15 protein-coding genes are annotated in these 16,548 nt (G+C 68.4%); 8 read left to right on the top strand and 7 right to left on the bottom strand.

Features of this window, described 5'->3' with window-relative positions; all coding sequences use genetic code 11:
- Nucleotides 1-75 precede the first annotated feature (75 nt).
- Nucleotides 76-1,305 (top strand): organoarsenical effux MFS transporter ArsJ, encoded by a 1,230-nt coding sequence (arsJ, locus tag AB7O82_RS16770; RefSeq protein WP_428619819.1) that lies wholly within the window; start codon nucleotides 76-78, stop codon nucleotides 1,303-1,305.
- A 4-nt stretch (nucleotides 1,306-1,309) separates the two neighbouring features.
- On the opposite strand, the gene AB7O82_RS16765 is transcribed toward arsJ, so the two are convergent.
- From AB7O82_RS16765 to AB7O82_RS16750, 4 genes are read right to left on the bottom strand one after another with little or no spacing between them, the layout of a single operon-like run.
- Complete coding sequence (locus tag AB7O82_RS16765) at nucleotides 1,310-2,098, bottom strand: methyltransferase domain-containing protein (protein WP_428619817.1); 789 nt, start codon at nucleotides 2,096-2,098, stop codon at nucleotides 1,310-1,312.
- A 48-nt stretch (nucleotides 2,099-2,146) separates the two neighbouring features.
- Nucleotides 2,147-2,515 carry a GFA family protein gene (locus tag AB7O82_RS16760; protein ID WP_428619816.1) on the bottom strand — a complete coding sequence of 123 codons (369 nt, stop codon included), beginning with the start codon at nucleotides 2,513-2,515 and terminating at the stop codon, nucleotides 2,147-2,149.
- 46 nt (nucleotides 2,516-2,561) lie between these two features.
- Complete coding sequence (locus tag AB7O82_RS16755) at nucleotides 2,562-3,260, bottom strand: TVP38/TMEM64 family protein (protein ID WP_428619814.1); 699 nt, start codon at nucleotides 3,258-3,260, stop codon at nucleotides 2,562-2,564.
- Nucleotides 3,257-4,054, bottom strand: a complete 798-nt coding sequence (locus AB7O82_RS16750; protein ID WP_428619827.1) for a sterol desaturase family protein — start codon at nucleotides 4,052-4,054, stop codon at nucleotides 3,257-3,259. Before AB7O82_RS16750 ends, AB7O82_RS16755 begins: the two co-directional genes overlap by 4 nt.
- Nucleotides 4,055-4,216: 162 nt before the next feature.
- Here AB7O82_RS16750 and AB7O82_RS16745 point away from each other — a divergent pair, with 162 nt between their 5' ends.
- The gene (locus AB7O82_RS16745) at nucleotides 4,217-5,260 is read left to right on the top strand and encodes a DMT family transporter (RefSeq protein ID WP_428554959.1); all 1,044 of its coding nucleotides are present in this window, start codon (nucleotides 4,217-4,219) and stop codon (nucleotides 5,258-5,260) included.
- 9 nt (nucleotides 5,261-5,269) lie between these two features.
- Here the strand turns inward: AB7O82_RS16745 and AB7O82_RS16740 are convergent, their stop codons facing one another.
- Nucleotides 5,270-6,439, bottom strand: coding sequence for a putative sulfate/molybdate transporter (locus tag AB7O82_RS16740; protein WP_428554962.1), 1,170 nt, complete (start codon nucleotides 6,437-6,439; stop codon nucleotides 5,270-5,272).
- 340 nt (nucleotides 6,440-6,779) lie between these two features.
- On the opposite strand from AB7O82_RS16740, the gene arsB reads away from it, so the two are divergent.
- Nucleotides 6,780-7,847: an ACR3 family arsenite efflux transporter gene (arsB, locus tag AB7O82_RS16735; RefSeq protein ID WP_428554966.1), complete on the top strand. Its 1,068-nt coding sequence runs from the start codon at nucleotides 6,780-6,782 to the stop codon at nucleotides 7,845-7,847.
- A gap of 29 nt (nucleotides 7,848-7,876) precedes the next feature.
- On the opposite strand, the gene AB7O82_RS16730 is transcribed toward arsB, so the two are convergent.
- Nucleotides 7,877-8,893, bottom strand: a complete 1,017-nt coding sequence (locus AB7O82_RS16730; RefSeq protein ID WP_428554969.1) for a 2OG-Fe(II) oxygenase family protein — start codon at nucleotides 8,891-8,893, stop codon at nucleotides 7,877-7,879.
- Nucleotides 8,894-9,155: 262 nt separating this feature from the next.
- Between AB7O82_RS16730 and AB7O82_RS16725 the strand changes: the two genes are divergently transcribed.
- The 4 genes from AB7O82_RS16725 (at nucleotide 9,156) to AB7O82_RS16710 (ending at nucleotide 13,644) form a co-directional block, all read left to right on the top strand.
- Nucleotides 9,156-9,485 carry an ArsR/SmtB family transcription factor gene (locus AB7O82_RS16725; RefSeq protein WP_428619812.1) on the top strand — a complete coding sequence of 110 codons (330 nt, stop codon included), beginning with the start codon at nucleotides 9,156-9,158 and terminating at the stop codon, nucleotides 9,483-9,485.
- A 62-nt stretch (nucleotides 9,486-9,547) separates the two neighbouring features.
- Nucleotides 9,548-10,930 carry an NAD(P)-binding domain-containing protein gene (locus AB7O82_RS16720; RefSeq protein WP_428619826.1) on the top strand — a complete coding sequence of 461 codons (1,383 nt, stop codon included), beginning with the start codon at nucleotides 9,548-9,550 and terminating at the stop codon, nucleotides 10,928-10,930.
- 304 nt (nucleotides 10,931-11,234) lie between these two features.
- Nucleotides 11,235-12,410 carry an MFS transporter gene (locus AB7O82_RS16715; RefSeq protein WP_428555460.1) on the top strand — a complete coding sequence of 392 codons (1,176 nt, stop codon included), beginning with the start codon at nucleotides 11,235-11,237 and terminating at the stop codon, nucleotides 12,408-12,410.
- The gene (locus tag AB7O82_RS16710) at nucleotides 12,400-13,644 is read left to right on the top strand and encodes an MFS transporter (protein WP_428555457.1); all 1,245 of its coding nucleotides are present in this window, start codon (nucleotides 12,400-12,402) and stop codon (nucleotides 13,642-13,644) included. The genes AB7O82_RS16715 and AB7O82_RS16710 overlap by 11 nt, the downstream gene beginning before the upstream one ends.
- Before the next feature lie 197 nt (nucleotides 13,645-13,841).
- On the opposite strand, the gene AB7O82_RS16705 is transcribed toward AB7O82_RS16710, so the two are convergent.
- Nucleotides 13,842-14,771, bottom strand: coding sequence for a LysR family transcriptional regulator (locus tag AB7O82_RS16705; protein WP_428619810.1), 930 nt, complete (start codon nucleotides 14,769-14,771; stop codon nucleotides 13,842-13,844).
- Nucleotides 14,772-14,925: 154 nt separating this feature from the next.
- Between AB7O82_RS16705 and AB7O82_RS16700 the strand changes: the two genes are divergently transcribed.
- The gene (locus AB7O82_RS16700) at nucleotides 14,926-16,128 is read left to right on the top strand and encodes an acyl-CoA dehydrogenase family protein (RefSeq protein ID WP_428556031.1); all 1,203 of its coding nucleotides are present in this window, start codon (nucleotides 14,926-14,928) and stop codon (nucleotides 16,126-16,128) included.
- Nucleotides 16,129-16,548 lie beyond the last annotated feature (420 nt).

The raw sequence follows: 16,548 nt of genomic DNA, 5'->3' as shown, positions 1-16,548 counted from the left end.
TCTCAAGATCGGGCGAGACGCCCGCGGTCCGATGAGTGACGCCCACTTCCGCAAGATCTTGTGCTCAAGGCAAAGATGCTCCCCGCAGTCCGCCACTACCTCATCGTCACCGCGTCCTACTGGGGGTTCACCCTGGTCGACGGCGCGCTGCGCATGGTCGTGCTGCTGCACTTCTTCAAGCTCGGCTACTCGCCTTTCACGCTGGCCTTCCTGTTCCTGCTCTACGAGTTCGCGGGCATCGTCGCCAACCTGGCCGGCGGATGGCTGGCCGTGCGTTTCGGCATCCCGCGCATGCTGTTGGCCGGGCAGGCGCTGCAGATCGGCGGGCTGGTCATGCTGTCGGCGCTCGATCCGGACTGGAGCGCAGCCGCGTCGATCGTCTGGGTAGTCGCCGCGCAAGGCATCGCGGGTCTCGCCAAGGATTTCACCAAGACGGCTTCCAAGTCGGCCATCAAGGCGACGGCGGCCGAGGGTGCGGGACAGCTCTTCCACTGGGTCGCCTGGTTCACCGGCTCGAAGAACGCCATGAAGGGGCTGGGCTTCTTCGTCGGCGGCCTGCTGCTCGACCTGATGGGCTTCAAGCCGGCGCTGTGGCTGATGGCCGGCGTGATTGCCGTCATCCTCGCGGCGGGCCTGGTGTCGCTGCCGCGCCAGCTCGGCAAGGCCAAGGCATCGAGGACGATGCGCGAGCTGTTTGCCAAGTCGCGCGGCGTGAACCTGCTGGCGACGGCGCGCATCTTCCTGTTCGGCGCGCGCGACGTGTGGTTCGTCGTCGGGCTGCCGGTGTTCCTCTACGCCGCAGGCTGGCGCTTCGTCGAGGTCGGCGGCTTTCTCGCCGCCTGGACCATTGCCTATGGTGGCATCCAGGCGATCGCCCCGCGGCTGGTGACACGCAGCGCCGACGGGCTGAGCCGCGAGGTGCCCAATGCCCGCCTGTGGGCCGGCCTGCTGGTCGCCGTGCCGCTGGTGCTGGCGATCCTGCTGCAGCGAGCCGACCTTTGGCGGCCCGATCTCGTCGTCGTCGCGGGGCTCGCGCTGTTCGGCCTGCCCTTTGCCGTCAACTCCTCGCTGCACTCCTACCTGATCCTCGCCTATGCCGGCTCGGAGAAGGCCGCCGAGGATGTCGGCTTCTACTACGCCGCCAACGCGACCGGCCGGCTGATCGGCATCCTGCTGTCCGGCGCGCTCTACCAGGCGGGCGGCATCGTCGCCTGCCTGGCCGGGTCTGCTGCCCTGCTCATCGCCTGCTGGGGCGTCACGTTCCTGTTGCCGTCACGCAGCCGAGAGGCGGCGTCAGCCGCTTGATCTTTCATTCCAGCTTGCGGGCCAGAAACGCGTAGCCAAAGACCGCGAAGCGGCGCGCATTCTTTTCGCCGCGCGCTCCCTTGAACGTGTCTACCGGCGGCCCGATCCGAACCCCGGCGAACCCTGCCTCTTCCAGCATTTGCTGCCAGGCTGCACACGGCAGACCACCGGCAATTCAAGCGGTCCACAAGTCGACGTTGTTGAGCGCGGCGGCAGGAACCGGATTGCCGTTGGCGATGTCGGCGAATTGCAGCCATCCGCCCGGGCGCAGCACCCGGTGAATCTCGGAGAAGACGGCCCTCTTGTCGGGGCACAGGTTGATCACACCATTGCTGACGACGACATCGGCCCAGGCATCTTCCACCGGCAGCCGCTCGGCCAGGCCTTCGCGGAACTCGACCGTCGCGTTGCCCAAGGCTGCGGCGGTGGCTCTCGCCTTGGCCAGCATCTCCGCCGTCATGTCGACACCGATCACCTTGCCCTCGGGTCCGACCAGATGGGCGGCGACGAACGAGTCGAAACCGGCTCCCGACCCGACGTCGACGACGCGTTCGCCGCGTTGCAGCGGCCGCAAGGAGAACGGGTTCGCCACGCCGGCGAAGGATTCGACGGCCGCATCCGGCAGCGAGGCGACGAACGCTTCGTCGTATCCCAGGTGCGAGGCGAGGTAGCGGCCGGTATGGAAGTGATGCTCGCCCCCGGGATTGGCCGCGACCTCGCGATACTTGCTCCTGACCTCGTTCCGCAGCACCTCTGCGTCGACGGCAGTACTCTCCTTGGCGTCAATGCTCATTTCGGCCTCCTTATCTCTCGTGAATGGAAGACACTCGGAACGCTGCGCTCATTTCAGGTGCAGCCAGGGCAGCTGCTCGTTTCGGAAGAAGTGCTTCGACGGGCTGAAGCCGGTCGGATCATCGAACGCGCCGACATGGAAGTGCGTCTCGGTGGGCAGCTGTTCGACCTCACACGTCAGCGTCGAGCCGCAGGCCCGGCAGAACCCGCGCGTCGTGCCCGGGGACGACTTGAACCTGGTGATCTCGCCCCTGGTCACCGTATAGCTGCCGAGCTCGAAACCGACGAAGACGGACACGGGGGCCCCACTGTGCCGGCGACAGCTTTGGCAATGACACCAGAACACCCCTTTGGGAGCGCCGACGCCGACAAAGCGGACGGCGCCGCACAGGCAGCCACCTTCGTACTTCTCATCCATGGGTCGATCCTCCCTGGTTCGCGAGCCCAGACAATGCCCCTTCTGTTCACTCCCCCAGACGCTCACTCACCCGATCATCCCGGCTGAAAATCCGGCGCGGCCTCAGGCGCCGAATCAGGCGCGGCAGAAACGCAATCGCCGCCAGCAACGCGAGAGCCAGCAGGGCGTAGCGGACTGCCGTAGCGTTGCCGGCAGCCGCTTCACGACCCGCATGGCCAAGCCAGGTGAATGCCACGGTACCCGGCAGCATCCCGGCGGCCGAGGCGACGACGTAGTCCTTGAGGGAGATACGCGTCAGGCCAAGGGCGTAGTTGCTGAGGCTGAAGGGGAAGAACGGCACGAGCCGCACGAACACGACGAAGCGCCAGCCCTCGGCCTCCACGCCATCGACCAGCCGTCGCAGGCCGGGACCCGCCCGTTGCCTCATCCAGTCGGCGGCAAGGTAGCGTCCGACGAGGAAGGCTCCGGTCGCACCGAGCGTTGCACCGGCAAGGTTGAAAACCGTTCCCCACAGCGGACCGAACAGCAGACCGCCGGCCAGACCGAAGATCGCTCCGGGAAGGAAGAGGATCGTGCCGAGCGCAAACGCCACGATGTGGCCCACCGGCGCCCAGGCTCCGAGATTGCGGACGGCGCCCTCGAAAGCGGTGGAATCAAGGGCGTCGCGATAGACCCACAGCCAGATCGCCCCACCGGCAATTGCCGCGGCGAGCGCGAGACGAGGCAGGCTGCGCGACCGTGTCATGCGGCGGACTCCCGCCGTCCCATCGGATAGCTGCGATCGTCGTCGCGGAACGGCTGCAGCAGCATGCGGTCGAGACGCAGTTCGCGCGGATCACGGAACTGGTCGATGCCGATCGTCATGGCCGCATGCCCGGCCTGGGGCTGCGCCCGATAGGTGCCGAACAGACGGTCCCACCAGGCGAGATTGAATCCGAAATTACTGTTGGTCTCGGCCGGCAGGATCGAATGGTGCACGCGGTGCATGTCGGGGGTGACGACGAGCCATCGCAGCCTGCGGTCGAGGGGCAGCGGCAGACGGACATTGCCGTGGTTGAACATCGAGGTGGCATTGAGCAGGACCTCGAAGATCAGCACGGCCACCGCCGGCGCGCCGAGCGCGGCCACCACGCCGAGCTTGATCGCCATGGACAGGACGATCTCGATCGGATGGAAGCGAAGACCGGTGGTCACGTCGAACTCGAGGTCGGCGTGGTGCATCCGGTGCAGTCGCCACAGCACCGGTACCGCATGGAACAGCACATGCTGCAGGTAGATGGCGAGATCGAGGGCGATCACGGCGGCCACGACGGCGAGCCACGGCGGCGCATCCAGGGCCGGCAGCAGGCCCCAGCCGCGCGCATCGGCGACAACCGCCACCCCGACCGCCGCGGTCGGGAAGACGAGGCGCACGAGCAGGGTGTCGAGAACGACGATGCCGAGATTGGCTGGCCAGCGCCGAAGCCGGCCGATCGCCTGGTCTCGCCGCGGCGCCAACAGCTCCCACAGCGCCATGGACGCGAAAACCACGGCGAACATGCCCACCCTTACGACGGGCTCGTGGAGAAGCAGATTCTCAGCCAAGATCGATGCTCTGCTGGTGCCCGCCCTGATGGGTCGCGCTGGGTAACCGATCCTTCAATCGATTGATTGAATGATCTAATTGTATTGGCCGCAATGTCAAGCGGGATCGGGTGAGGAATGCTTCCTGCCGTCGTGATCGCCCTGGGATCGGCCGTCCTGTTCGGCCTGTCGACGCCGGTGGCGAAGTTGCTGCTGGGCGAGGCCGACCCCTGGATGCTGGCCGGGCTGCTGTACGGTGGGGCCGGCGTCGGCCTGCTCGCCGTTCACCTCGCGCGCCGCGCGCTCGGTGGCGCCGAGGCGCACCTGGCGCGCGGCGACCTGCCCTGGCTCGCGGGCGCCGTCGTCTCCGGAGGCATCGTCGGTCCGGTGCTGCTGCTGCTCGGCCTGGCACGGGTCGAGGCATCGGCGGCCTCGCTGTTGCTCACGCTGGAGGGCGTACTGACGGCGGTCCTCGCGTGGTTCGTGTTCAAGGAGAATTTCGACCGCCGCATCGCCCTCGGCATGGCGAGCATCGTCGCGGGCGCCGTCGTGCTGAATTGGCGAGCCGACGTCACGATCACCGAACTGGCCGGACCGGCGGCGCTGGTGGCGGCCTGCCTGGCCTGGGCGATCGACAACAATCTCACCCGCAAGGTCTCGCTGTCCGATCCCGTGCAGATCGCCATGATCAAGGGCCTGGTCGCCGGCCCGGTCAATCTCGCGATCGCCCTGCTTGCCGGCGCCGCCTGGCCGTCCGCCGGCACGGTGAGCCTGGCGACGCTCACCGGCTTCGCCGGCTACGGCATCAGCCTGGTCCTGTTCGTGCTGGCGCTGCGTCACCTCGGCACGGCGCGGACCGGCGCATACTTTTCCGTCGCGCCCTTCCTCGGCGCCGTCGCCTCGGTCGCCATTCTCGGCGAACCGGTGACGCCGGCGTTGGCGCTTGCCGGCGCGCTGATGGCGTTCGGCGTGTGGCTGCACGTCAGCGAGCGCCACGAGCACGAACACGAGCACGAGGAATTGGCGCACGAGCACCGCCACGTTCACGACGCCCACCACGATCACGCGCATGACGGGCCGGTAGATCCGCGGCGCCCGCACAGCCATTGGCATCGCCACGCGCCGCTGCGCCATGCCCATCCGCACGTACCCGACAGCCATCATCGACACAGGCATCCGTGACGGGCCGCGTCAGAGGCGCAGAAGCCCCCGCTTGGCAAGCGCATAGGCAGCAACGCCGACCACGAAGGCGATGCCGACGTTCCACACGGCCAGCGCTGCCGTGACCACGGTCACGAAGCGCTCGCCCTTGTCCCGGCTGATGTCGCACCCACCAAGCGCGAGCTGCGCACCGGTCAGGAAGAGGATCACCCCCAGGATGCTGGTCGGGAACAGCCGCAGCAGCGTGCCGACCGAACCGCTGAAGAAGAGCGCCGTCACGATCAGCACCACGCCCAGAATGACCACGGCACCGCCGGTCCGGGCACCGAATCGCACGTGACCGGCCATCCCGCCGGCGCCATGGCACATAGGCACGCCGCCGAGACCACCGGACAGAAGGTTCATCAGTCCGGTCGAGACCGCCATCTGGCCCTCGTTCACCCGTCTCTGCGGGAACAGCCGATTGTTCTCCTCGGTGATCGCGATGATCGCATTGCCGAGCGTCAACGGCACCTGCGGCAGTGCCAGGAACACGGCGCCCATGAGAAGGTCGTCCAGCGAGATGCTCGAGAGGGCCAGTTCAGGCCAGCGCAATTGCGGCCGGACGGCCTGCAACGCGCTCCATAGCGTGGCATCGCTCAGGAGCCCGTAGATCGCGCCCGCCACGAGCAACACGAGCATCGCAGGCACGACCCGATTGGACATCAGCAGCGCGGTGCCCAGCAGTGCGGCGCCGCCGACCCACCAATTGCTGGCCATCATCCTGGCGCCCTCGATCATGAAGCCGAAGCCGAGCCCGAGCACGATGCCCATCACGATCGGACGCTTCACCAGGCTCGCGACGCGACGGGCCGCACCGGTAAGGCCGAGCAGAAGCCAGATGACGCCGGTCACGAGGCTGGCGCCGTGCACCATCGCCGACGTGAGGGTGATCGACTGCGCGGCCTGAGTAGCGGCGATGGCGCCAACCGCCTTCATCGGCTGCACCGGGATGGGCGTGCGGTAGTGGACGCCACAGGCGATCATGGCGATGCCGAACGACAGCAGCACGCCAAGCGGATCCATCTTGAGGACGCCGAGGTAGGCGATGACGAACGGTATCAGTGTCCCGAGGTCGCCGAACGCCCCAGCGACCTCCATGCGGTCGAACCGGTTTCGAATGGCTCCCGTCGCAGTCACGTCCTCGGGTGCGCTCGGCACATACGGCCTCCTTCGCCGACACTTGCACGGTGCAACACAGGCGGATCAAATGCAAAACTCGAATCCTGCAGAGTCGGCAAGAAAAGTCCCTCGACTGCGGGCTACTTTCGGCTGCGCGCGGGACAGGCCTTCGGGCAGCTCACGGCTCCTGCGACGCCAAGCGCCTTTCTCGGGATGACAGTGCCTTCTTCATGTGAGAATGCCCTGCAGAACCAAGGAGGCCTGCGCCGGCCTTGGCCACCGAAGGCATTGGGCGCTGCGATCGCATCGCGCGTTGCTTGACGACTCGCACCATATTCTATTATTCGAGAACTATCGAAAGATAAGCACCGGCAGAATCATGTCGCTTTTTGAACGTTATTTGACGGTCTGGGTCGCCCTCTGCATCGTCGGCGGCATCGCCCTGGGCCACGTCTTCCCCGGCCTCTTCCACGCCATCGGCGCGGCCGAGGTCGCGCACGTCAACCTGCCGGTCGCCGTCCTGATCTGGCTGATGATCATTCCGATGCTGGTGAAGGTCGACTTCGCCGCGATCGGCAAGGTGCGCGAGCACTGGCGTGGCATCGGCGTGACATTGTTCATCAACTGGGCGGTCAAGCCGTTCTCCATGGCCGCCCTCGGCTGGCTGTTCGTCGGCTGGCTGTTCCGGCCTTGGCTGCCGGCCGACCAGATCGACAGCTACATCGCGGGCCTCATCCTGCTTGCCGCGGCCCCCTGCACCGCCATGGTGTTCGTGTGGAGCAACCTGTCCGACGGCGAGCCCGACTTCACGCTGACGCAGGTCGCGCTGAACGACACGATCATGGTGTTCGCCTTCGCGCCCCTCGTCGGCCTGCTGCTCGGCCTCTCCGCCATCCGCGTCCCGTGGGAGACGCTGCTCCTGTCGGTCGGGCTCTACATCGTCGTGCCCGTCGTGCTGGCCCAGATCGTCCGCGGCCGCGTGCTGTCGCAAGCCGGCCCGCAAGGCCTCGGCGCACTTCTCGCCCGGCTGCAGCCGATCTCGCTGGTCGCCCTGCTCACGACCCTCGTGCTGCTGTTCGGCTTCCAGGGCGAGCAGATCATCCGCCAGCCGCTGGTGATCGCCCTGCTCGCCGTGCCGATCCTCATCCAGGTCTATTTCAACTCGGGCCTCGCCTACCTGCTGAACCGGGCGACCGGCGAAGCCCACTGCGTCGCCGCGCCCTCCGCCCTGATCGGCGCCAGCAACTTCTTCGAGCTGGCGGTCGCCGCCGCCATCAGCCTGTTCGGCTTTTCGTCGGGCGCCGCCCTCGCGACCGTGGTCGGCGTGCTGATCGAGGTGCCCGTCATGCTGTCGGTCGTGAAGATCGTGAACGCGAGCAAGGCCTGGTACGACGATGGCCCCGCCGTGCGGGGCGGCGAAGCGCCAGGCGCGGGCGGCAGACGCTGAGGCTTCAGGCCTGGCTACCGTCCACCCGATCAACGCGTGGGGGCGCCCCGCATGTTGACCCCGCCCAGACCGCGCGCCTGCTGCTCGGCGACCATGCGGCGATACTGCGCGTCCCGGCTCTCGTCGTGAAGGAAGGTGAACAGTCCAAAGCGGCGGCCGCGCGTCACCGGCACCGCCTCGTGCAACAGCGAGCACGAGAACACCAGCGCCGCACCGGCATTGGGCTGGTAACGCTGGCAGCCGAACTCGGGAAACCGCACCTGGCCGCCCTCGTACTCCTCCGGCGAGTTCAGGTTGAGGCTGAGCGCGAACTGGCGATGCGCCGTGAAGGGCGTGGTGTTGTCGCGATGGCGGCGAAACCAGCCGCCGGTCTCGGCGTCGTAACAGCCCACGCGCGGCAACTCGAACTGCACGATGCGGATCTGGAAAGCCTGCAGGATCGCAGGCAGCACCCGCCGCACCAGCGCCTCGCGCAGCGGCACGAACAGGGCGGCATCATCGACCGGCACATCGCGGCGGCGTTTGACGTCGGCGTGGGCGCTCGCCGCGCCGGCTGCCGAGGCGACGCCGTCGGCCCGCTTCTCGCCACGCTGCCAATGCTCGATCAGCCGCGTGCACAGCTCCGGCTCGAGAACGCGCTCGACCAGAAGGACCGGCGCCTGGAACTGCACCGTGCCTGGCACCGCCGCTGCGTGCAGACGTACGAGAGCCGACTGAGCCTCCTGCAAGTTCGGCCCCGGCACCAAGGCGGCAAGCCGATCGCCTGCATCGACGAGCACCGCCACGGGCCCGGAAGCGCCGACGGCACGGGCCAGATCGCTGCGCGGATCGATCAGCCATGGCACGTCCCTGGTCCCGGCCGGTGGCGGCGTCGGCGCGACGACCCACCAATCGGCCTCGCAGGCCGCCAGCGATGGCGCGAGCTCGCGGCCGGCCGAGAGCGCGGACCCGGCATCGAGCCAATAGAGGCGGGCCTGGCCGGCTTTCTCCTGGTGCCACGAATCGAAGACAGCGCCGCCGGGCTGCGGCAGCATGATCCGGGGCATTGGATCGCCGACCGCCAGGCGGGGAGCGCCGGGGTGTGCCATGCGACAGACCGTCGTTCGGGGCCAATGATGTATTGGGAACGCGACGCTGACGCGATTGAGCTGAGGCTGGGCTGACCATCCCATGATGCCGTACTGCATCGCGAATGTCATTGTCGCAGACCGACCTTCCACGCAGACGGTCCGATATCGGGAATCACATCTATTTCGAAAATTCCAGAAATACGGTTGACAGTGTGCGCCCATGGATTACATAAGCCATATGAAGCTCGATGATGCCGCTGCCCGCCTGGAAGCCCTGGGCAACCCGACCCGCCTGAAGATCTACCGGATCCTGGTGCGGGCGGGCGAGCAAGGGCTGCCGGTCGGCCGGCTGCAGGAGCGGCTCGATATCGCTGCCTCCACCCTCTCGCATCACCTCAAGGCGCTGGTCGCGGTCGGCCTCGTCACCCAGACGCGCGAGGGCACCACGCTGATCTGCCACGCCAACTACGATCTGATGCGCGGCCTGATCGACTACATGGTCGCGGAGTGCTGCGCCGAGGGCAGCTGCCCGCCGCGCGTGGCCAAGCTGTCGAAGGTCGCCGCCTGAAAAAATTTTCCAGCCCTATTTCGATTATTCCAGGAGAACAGGAGCACGCCATGCCCGATTCACTGAACAGGACCAAAACGGTCGCCATCCTGGGCGCAGGCCCGGTCGGCCTTGCCGCGGCTGCTCACGTTCTCGAGCGCGGCATGAAGCCGGTCGTGCTGGAAGCCGGGCCCGAGGCCGGCCACACGGTGCGCCAGTGGAGCCACGTCCGCATGTTCTCGCCGTGGGAATACAACATCGACAAGGCCGCCGAACGGCTGCTCGCCGCCGCCGGCTGGAACTCGCCGGCGCCCGACCACTATCCGACGGGCGGCGAGCTGGTGGCGCAGTATCTCGAGCCGCTGGCGACCCGCACGCCGCTCAAGGACCATATCCGCACCAGCAGCCTGGTCACCGCGGTGGGCCGCTCGGGCTTCGACAAGATGAAGAGCAACGGCCGTGCCTTCGAGCCCTTCACGGTCCGCTACCAGAACGGCAAGGGTCCGGAATCGCTGAAGGCCGACGCGGTGATCGACGCCACGGGAACCTGGCTGATGCCCAACCCGGCCGGCGCCGACGGCCTGCCGGCGATCGGCGAGCGCGACGTGCAGGACCGCATAGCCTACGGCATGCCCGACGTCCTGGGCCGCGAGCGCAACCGCTACGCCGGCCGGATCGTCGCCGTGCTGGGCGCCGGCCATTCCGCGGTCGGCACGCTGATCGACCTGGCGCGACTCAAGGACGAGGTGCCGGGCACCGAGGTGGTCTGGCTGATGCGCGGCGACAGGCCCGAGAAGTCGTTCGGCGGCGGCGCCGCCGACAAGCTCGCGGCGCGCGGCGCGCTCGGCACGGCCTTCGCGGCCCTCGTGGCGAGCGGCAAGATCCATGTCGAGAGCGGCTTCCGTGTCTCGCATCTCGGCCGCGACGGCGACAAGCTGCGCATCGGCGCCGGCGGTGCCTGCTGTGGCCGCTACGCCAACGTCGACGAGCTGGTGGTGGCGACGGGATTCCGGCCCGACTTCGATTTCCTGCGCGAGGTCCGGCTCAGCCTCGATCCCGCCGTCGAGTGCCCGCCGGCGCTGGCGCCCCTGATCGATCCCAACATCCACAGCTGCGGCACGGTGCGCCCGCACGGCGCGCGCGAGCTCGCCCAGCCCGATCCCGGCTTCTACTTCGCCGGCATCAAGAGCTACGGCCGCGCGCCGACCTTCCTGATGCTGACCGGCTACGAGCAGGTGCGCTCGATCGTGGCCGACATCGCCGGCGACCGCGAAGCGGCCGAGCGGGTCGAGCTGGTGCTGCCGGAGACCGGCGTGTGCTCCGGGCCGGGTCCGATCGCCGACCTCCCCGGAGCCAACGCCGCCGCCGGCTGCTGCGGCGGTCCTGCCCCGGATCCGAAAAGCGGCTGCTGCGTCGCCGACGTCGAAGCCAAGGCCGAAGGCAAGAAGGGCTGCGGCTGCGGGTGAGTGGGCCAAGCCGATGGCGCCCTTCATTCTCCTCCCCAGCTTCGCTGGGGAGGTGTCGCCGTCTTACGGCGACCTGCCTTCGCCGAAGCGAAGCCGTTTCGGCTTCGCGCAGGCAGGCGGAGGGGTCATGACGCATGGGACCGCGGGCGTCCCGCCCGCTCATGATCTCATGAGTATGAGCGGGCGAGACGCCCGCGGTCCCATGCGTCATGACCCCTCCGCCCGCGAAGACGCGGACACCTCCCCAGCTTCGCTGGGGAGGAGAATGAGAAGGGCGCCATCGGCGTGACGCGGCTCGACTGACATGGCGGACTCACGTCGGCTCCTCACGATCGTCGTCCTGGGCTCGACGCAGACGCTCGCCTGGGCGTCGAGCTACTACCTGCCCGCCATCCTGGCCGACGACATGGCGCGCGACACCGGCGTCTCGACGACCTGGCTGTTCGCCAGCTTCTCAGTCTCGCTGGTCATTTCCGCTCTCCTCGGGCCGCACGCCGGCCGGCTGATCGATCGCGGCAGCGGCAACGCCGTCCTGGGCGTCTCCAATCTCCTGTTCGCCGGCGGCCTGGTCCTGCTTTCCGTCGCACAGTCCCTGCTCACGCTGCAGCTTGCCTGGGTCGTGCTGGGCGTCGGCATGGGGATCGGCCTCTACGACGCCGCCTTTGCCGTGCTCGGCCGCATCTATGGCACCGGCGCGCGTGGCGCGATCACCGGCATCACGCTCCTCGCGGGCTTCGCCAGCACCATCGGCTGGCCGCTCACGGCGTGGGGCGCCGCGACGATCGGCTGGCGTGACACCTGCCTCGCCTGGGCGGCCCTTCACGTGTTCGTCGCCTTGCCGCTGAACTACTGGTTCTTGCCGCGGCCGGCGATGCCGACCGCCGGCAAGCGCGCCACCGACGAGCCCGTTCCGATCGATCGGCCGATGGTCCTGCTGGCCTTCGCCTTTGCCGCGGCGTGGGTGGTCACGGCGGGCATGGCGGCGCATTTCCCGCGCATCATGGAAGCGGCCGGCGCGTCGTCGACCCAGGCGATCGCCGCGGGCGCGCTGATCGGCCCGGCACAGGTCGCGGCGCGGCTGCTCGAAGCCGGACCGCTGGCGCGCTTCCATCCGCTGGTGTCGGCGCGCCTCGCCACGCTCACCCATCCGGTCGGCGTGATCGTCCTGATGGCCGCGGGCGGCAGCGTGGCGGCGAGCGCCTTCGCCGTCCTGCACGGCTCGGGCAACGGCATCCTCACCATCGCGCGCGGCACCGTCCCACTCGCCATCTTCGGACCCCGGAGTTACGGCTATCGCCTCGGCTTGATCGGCATGCCGTCGCGCTTCCTGTCGGCGCTGGCTCCGTTCGCGTTCGCCGTGCTGCTCGACCATATCGGCGCCAGCCTCCTGCTCGTGACGGCGGGACTCAGCGTCGCCGCCTGCCTGGCCTTGTGCGCCTTGCGCATTCCCCGATCGGCCACGGTCCACCATGCCGACTGACCGCCGGACAAGCCTGCGTCTGGTCGCCGTCGTCTGTGCCGCGCAGGTTTTCGTCCAGCTCGGCGCCGGCTACTGGCCGGTGCTGATGCCCGACCTGATGACCCGCTGGTCGCTCACCAACAGCGAGGCGGGCTGGATCACGTCGGCGTTCTACGCCACCTACATGGTCTCGGTGCCGGTGCTGGTGACCGCGACCGACCGCATCGATCCCAAGCGCGTCTACCTGCTGGGCGTCGGCTTCACCACGATTGCCCATCTCGCCTTCGGGCTGCTGGCCGACGGGTTCTGGTCGGCGCTGGCGCTGCGCGGGCTGGCGGGCTTCGGCTGGGCCGGCACCTACATGACCGGTCTCAAGCTGCTGGCCGACCAGGTCGACGCCAGGATGATGTCGCGCGCGGTAACCGGCCATGCCGCGAGCATCGGCATCTCCGGCGCGGCGTCCTACCTGCTGGGCGACCTGCTAGCCGACGCCTTCGGCTGGCGCCTGGCCTTCGCCAGCGCCGGCGCGACCGCGGCCATAGCGTGGATCACCGTGGCGATGATGGTGCCCGGTCATACACCCACGGCCCGCCCCGCCGGACCGGCCGCGGCGATGTTCGACTTCCGTCCGGTGCTGCGCAACCGCTCGGCCTTCGCCTACTCGCTGGCCTACTGCGTCCATACGCTGGAGATGAACGCGCTGCGCGGCTGGGGCGTGGCCTTCCTCGTCTGGGTCGCCGCGAGCAGCGGCAAGACGAGCGAGCTGCTCTCGCCCGCCGTGGTGGTGACGGTGCTGGGCCTGCTCGGCACGCTGATGAGCGTCGTGGGCAACGAGGCCTCGATCCGCTTCGGCCGCCGCCGCCTGATCGTCGCCGCGATGGTGCTCTCGATCGTGACCGGCGCGCTGATCGGCTTTCTCGGCTCGCTGGGCTACTGGATTGCGGTCGCCCTGATCGTGCTCTACGGCATGATCATCTGGCTCGATTCGTCGTCGCTGACCGCCGGCGCGGCCGGTTCCGCCGATCCGGCGCGGCGCGGCGCGACGCTCGCCGTCCATTCGATGTTGGGCTACGGCGGCGGCTTCGTCGGCCCGCTCGCCATCGGCTGGACGCTCGACCTGGCGGGCGGCATGTCGCCGTTCGGCTGGGGCCTGGCCTGGGCCGTGGTCGCGCTGCTGATGGCTCTGGCGCTGGTTGCCTTCATACGCATCCGGCCGCGCGAGCTCGAGGGCGATCTGGCGATGCGCAAGGCGTGACTCTTCTCCCTCCCCGGCTCCGCTGGGGAGGCGTCGCGTCTTGCGCCATGGAAGCGTCATGGTCATCCGGTCCGCCGGCGGCCAGCCCCCACATGCGGATGAAAAAGAGCCGGCGGGACCCCCCCCGTCCGGAAGACCATGACCTCTCCATCGCGTAAGACGCGACACCTCCCCGGCGCAGCCGGGGAGGAGGATGATCACCGCCGCTTGCTTGTATCTTTCGCGAACGCCTGGAAGAGCTGCGTGCGCAGCCAGCGGTTGGCCGGGTCGCCGTCGCTGTCGGCGTGCCAGTAGGCATAAGTGTCGAACGCCGCGACATCGAGCGGGAACGGCACCAGGCGGTTGGCGAACTGGCGATTGAGGATGCGGGCGTAGCGCTCGGGCATGGTGAGCGCGAGGTCGGTCCCGGCCACGACGCGGCAGGCGCCGTAGTAGTTCTGGCAGCGCAGGCGCACGCGCCGCCGCAGGTCCTGGCGCGACAGCTCGAAATCCTCGGCCGAGAGGCCGCGCCGGCGCTGCGAGACCTGGATATGCTCGAGCGACAGGTAGGCGGCGAGATCGAGCGTCCTGCCGACCTTGGGATGGCCGCGGCGGACCGCGACCATCAGCCGTTCCGTACCGAGATGCAGGCGCCTGATCTCGTCGGGCAGCGGCAGCAGGACATCGAGCACGAGATCGAGCGTCCCGGCCGCGAGCTCGCGTTCGAGCTCGCGCCGGTCCGGCCTGACCAGGCTGATGTCGACACGCGGCGCCGACCGCGCGATCGCCCGCATCAGCACCGGCGCCACCATCGGCTCGGCCACACCCTGCAGGCCGATGACGAAGCGCTTGCTGACGGCGCCGGCATCGAAGCTGCCAGTCGATGCCAGCGCGGCTTCGAAGCCCTGCAGGGCGTCGCGCACCGGGGCGATCATCTGTCGCGCCCGTGGCGTCGGCGCCATGGCGTGGCCGTTGCGCACGAACAGCGGATCGCCGGCGAGGCCACGCAGGCGAGCGAGCGCGTGGCTGATCGCCGGCTGCGACAGGTTGAGCCGCCGCCCCGCCCGCGTGATGCTGCCCTCCGAGAAGATCGCGTTGAACACCACGAACAGATTGAGGTCGACACGCGATAGATGCACTGCATTCATATCGCAGTATTCTATCAATTCATTTGATAGATGCCACAGCCACGTCGATCTTCTTTCGGACCGCGGGCGTCTTGCCCGCTCATGCGAGCGGGCGAGACCCTTCGACAAGCTCAGGGCAGGCGCCCGCGGTCCGACCGCAGTCGAGGAGGACGTGATGGATTTCGACCATTCACCCAAGGTCAAGGAGCTGCAGGCGCGCGTGCAGGACTTCATGGATCGGCACGTCCACCCCGCCGAGCAGCGCTACCAGCAGGAGCTGCGCGCCAACGGCCAATGGCACATGCCGCCGGCGCTCGAGGAGCTCAAGGCCAAGGCCAAGCTCGAAGGACTTTGGAACCTGTTCCTGCCCGGCGAGCACGGCGCCGGCCTCAGCAACCTCGAGTATGCGCCGCTGTGCGAGATCATGGGACGGGTCGACTGGGCGCCCGAGGTGTTCAACTGCTCGGCGCCCGACACCGGCAACATGGAGACAATCGAGCGCTACGGCAGCGCGGCGCAGAAGAAGCAGTGGCTGGAGCCGCTGCTGGCCGGCGAGATCCGATCCTGCTTCGCCATGACCGAGCCGGCCGTCGCCTCGTCCGACGCCACCAACATCGAATGCCGCATCGAGCGGCGCGGCGATCGCTACGTCATCAACGGTCGCAAATGGTGGTCATCCGGGGCGCTCAACCCGCGCTGCAAGGTGTTCATCGTCATGGGCAAGACCGACCCGAAGAGCCCCGATCGCTACCGCCAGCAATCGATGATCCTGGTGCCGCGCGAGGCCAAGGGCATCACCGTCGTGCGCGCGCTGCCGGTGTTCGGCTTCGACGACGCGCCGCACGGCCACGGCGAGGTGGTGTTCGAAAATGTCGAGGTCCCGCTCGACAACATCCTGCTGGGCGAGGGCCGCGGCTTCGAGATCGCGCAGGGACGGCTCGGGCCGGGCCGCATCCATCACTGCATGCGCGCGATCGGCCAGGCCGAGGCGGCGCTAGAGAAGATGTGCCGCCGCGTGAAGTCGCGCACGGCGTTCGGGCGCGCGCTCGGCGAGCAGACCGTTACCCTGGAGCGCATCGCCGAGGCGCGCATCGCCATCGAGCAGGCCCGCCTGCTGGTGCTCAAGGCGGCCGACAAGATGGACAAGGTCGGCAACAAGGAGGCGCTGGCCGAGATCGCCATGATCAAGGTGGCCGCGCCAAACATGCTGTGCCGCGTGCTCGACTACGCCATCCAGGCACACGGCGGCGCCGGCGTGACCGAGGATTTCGGCCTCGGCTCCGCCTTCGCCAGCGCCCGCGCCATGCGCATCTTCGACGGCCCCGACGAGGTCCATCGCAACCAGATCGGGCGGATCGAGCTCAGGCGGTACAACTAGCTCATGCTCCTCCCAGCTTCGCTGGGGAGGTGTCGCCGTCACACGGCGACCTGCCTTCGCCGAAGCGAAGCCGCTTCGGCTTCGCGCAGGCAGGCGGAGGGGTCATACTCATGCGGACCGCGGGCGTCCCGCCCGCTCATTGTTCTCATGATCTTGAGCAGGCGGAACGCCCGCGGTCCAAAGACCATGCGCCCTCCGCCTGCCTGCGCGAAGCCGAAGCGGCTTCGCTACGGCGAAGGCAGGTCGGCCAAGACGCCGACGTCTCCCAGCGAAGCTGGGGGCGAGAAGGAGAACTCTGACCATGGACCCCACCCCACCCGACGGCTTCCAGCCGCTGTTCCGCAGCAGCCCGTTCCTCGACCATAACGGGCCATTCTTCTACCGGACCAGCGAGGACGGCACATTCGTCGTCGGCCTGCG

The organism is Reyranella sp., assembly GCF_050185545.1.
Taxonomy (GTDB): domain Bacteria; phylum Pseudomonadota; class Alphaproteobacteria; order Reyranellales; family Reyranellaceae; genus Reyranella.
The sequence above is the reverse complement of the archived record's forward strand: the minus strand, read 5'-3'. Positions and strand labels throughout refer to the sequence as shown.

Bases quoted from the DNA above. Each gene is read 5' to 3' on its own strand.
- arsJ (WP_428619819.1), top strand. From the start codon at position 76: ATGCTCCCCGCAGTCCGCCACTACCTCATCGTCACCGCGTCCTACTGG.
- AB7O82_RS16760 (WP_428619816.1), bottom strand. From the start codon at position 2,515: ATGGATGAGAAGTACGAAGGTGGCTGCCTGTGCGGCGCCGTCCGCTTT.
- AB7O82_RS16755 (WP_428619814.1), bottom strand. From the start codon at position 3,260: ATGACACGGTCGCGCAGCCTGCCTCGTCTCGCGCTCGCCGCGGCAATT.
- AB7O82_RS16750 (WP_428619827.1), bottom strand. From the start codon at position 4,054: ATGTTCGCCGTGGTTTTCGCGTCCATGGCGCTGTGGGAGCTGTTGGCG.
- AB7O82_RS16745 (WP_428554959.1), top strand. From the start codon at position 4,217: ATGCTTCCTGCCGTCGTGATCGCCCTGGGATCGGCCGTCCTGTTCGGC.
- arsB (WP_428554966.1), top strand. From the start codon at position 6,780: ATGTCGCTTTTTGAACGTTATTTGACGGTCTGGGTCGCCCTCTGCATC.
- AB7O82_RS16730 (WP_428554969.1), bottom strand. From the start codon at position 8,893: ATGCCCCGGATCATGCTGCCGCAGCCCGGCGGCGCTGTCTTCGATTCG.
- AB7O82_RS16725 (WP_428619812.1), top strand. From the start codon at position 9,156: ATGAAGCTCGATGATGCCGCTGCCCGCCTGGAAGCCCTGGGCAACCCG.
- AB7O82_RS16715 (WP_428555460.1), top strand. From the start codon at position 11,235: ATGGCGGACTCACGTCGGCTCCTCACGATCGTCGTCCTGGGCTCGACG.
- AB7O82_RS16710 (WP_428555457.1), top strand. From the start codon at position 12,400: ATGCCGACTGACCGCCGGACAAGCCTGCGTCTGGTCGCCGTCGTCTGT.
- AB7O82_RS16705 (WP_428619810.1), bottom strand. From the start codon at position 14,771: ATGAATGCAGTGCATCTATCGCGTGTCGACCTCAATCTGTTCGTGGTG.
- AB7O82_RS16700 (WP_428556031.1), top strand. From the start codon at position 14,926: ATGGATTTCGACCATTCACCCAAGGTCAAGGAGCTGCAGGCGCGCGTG.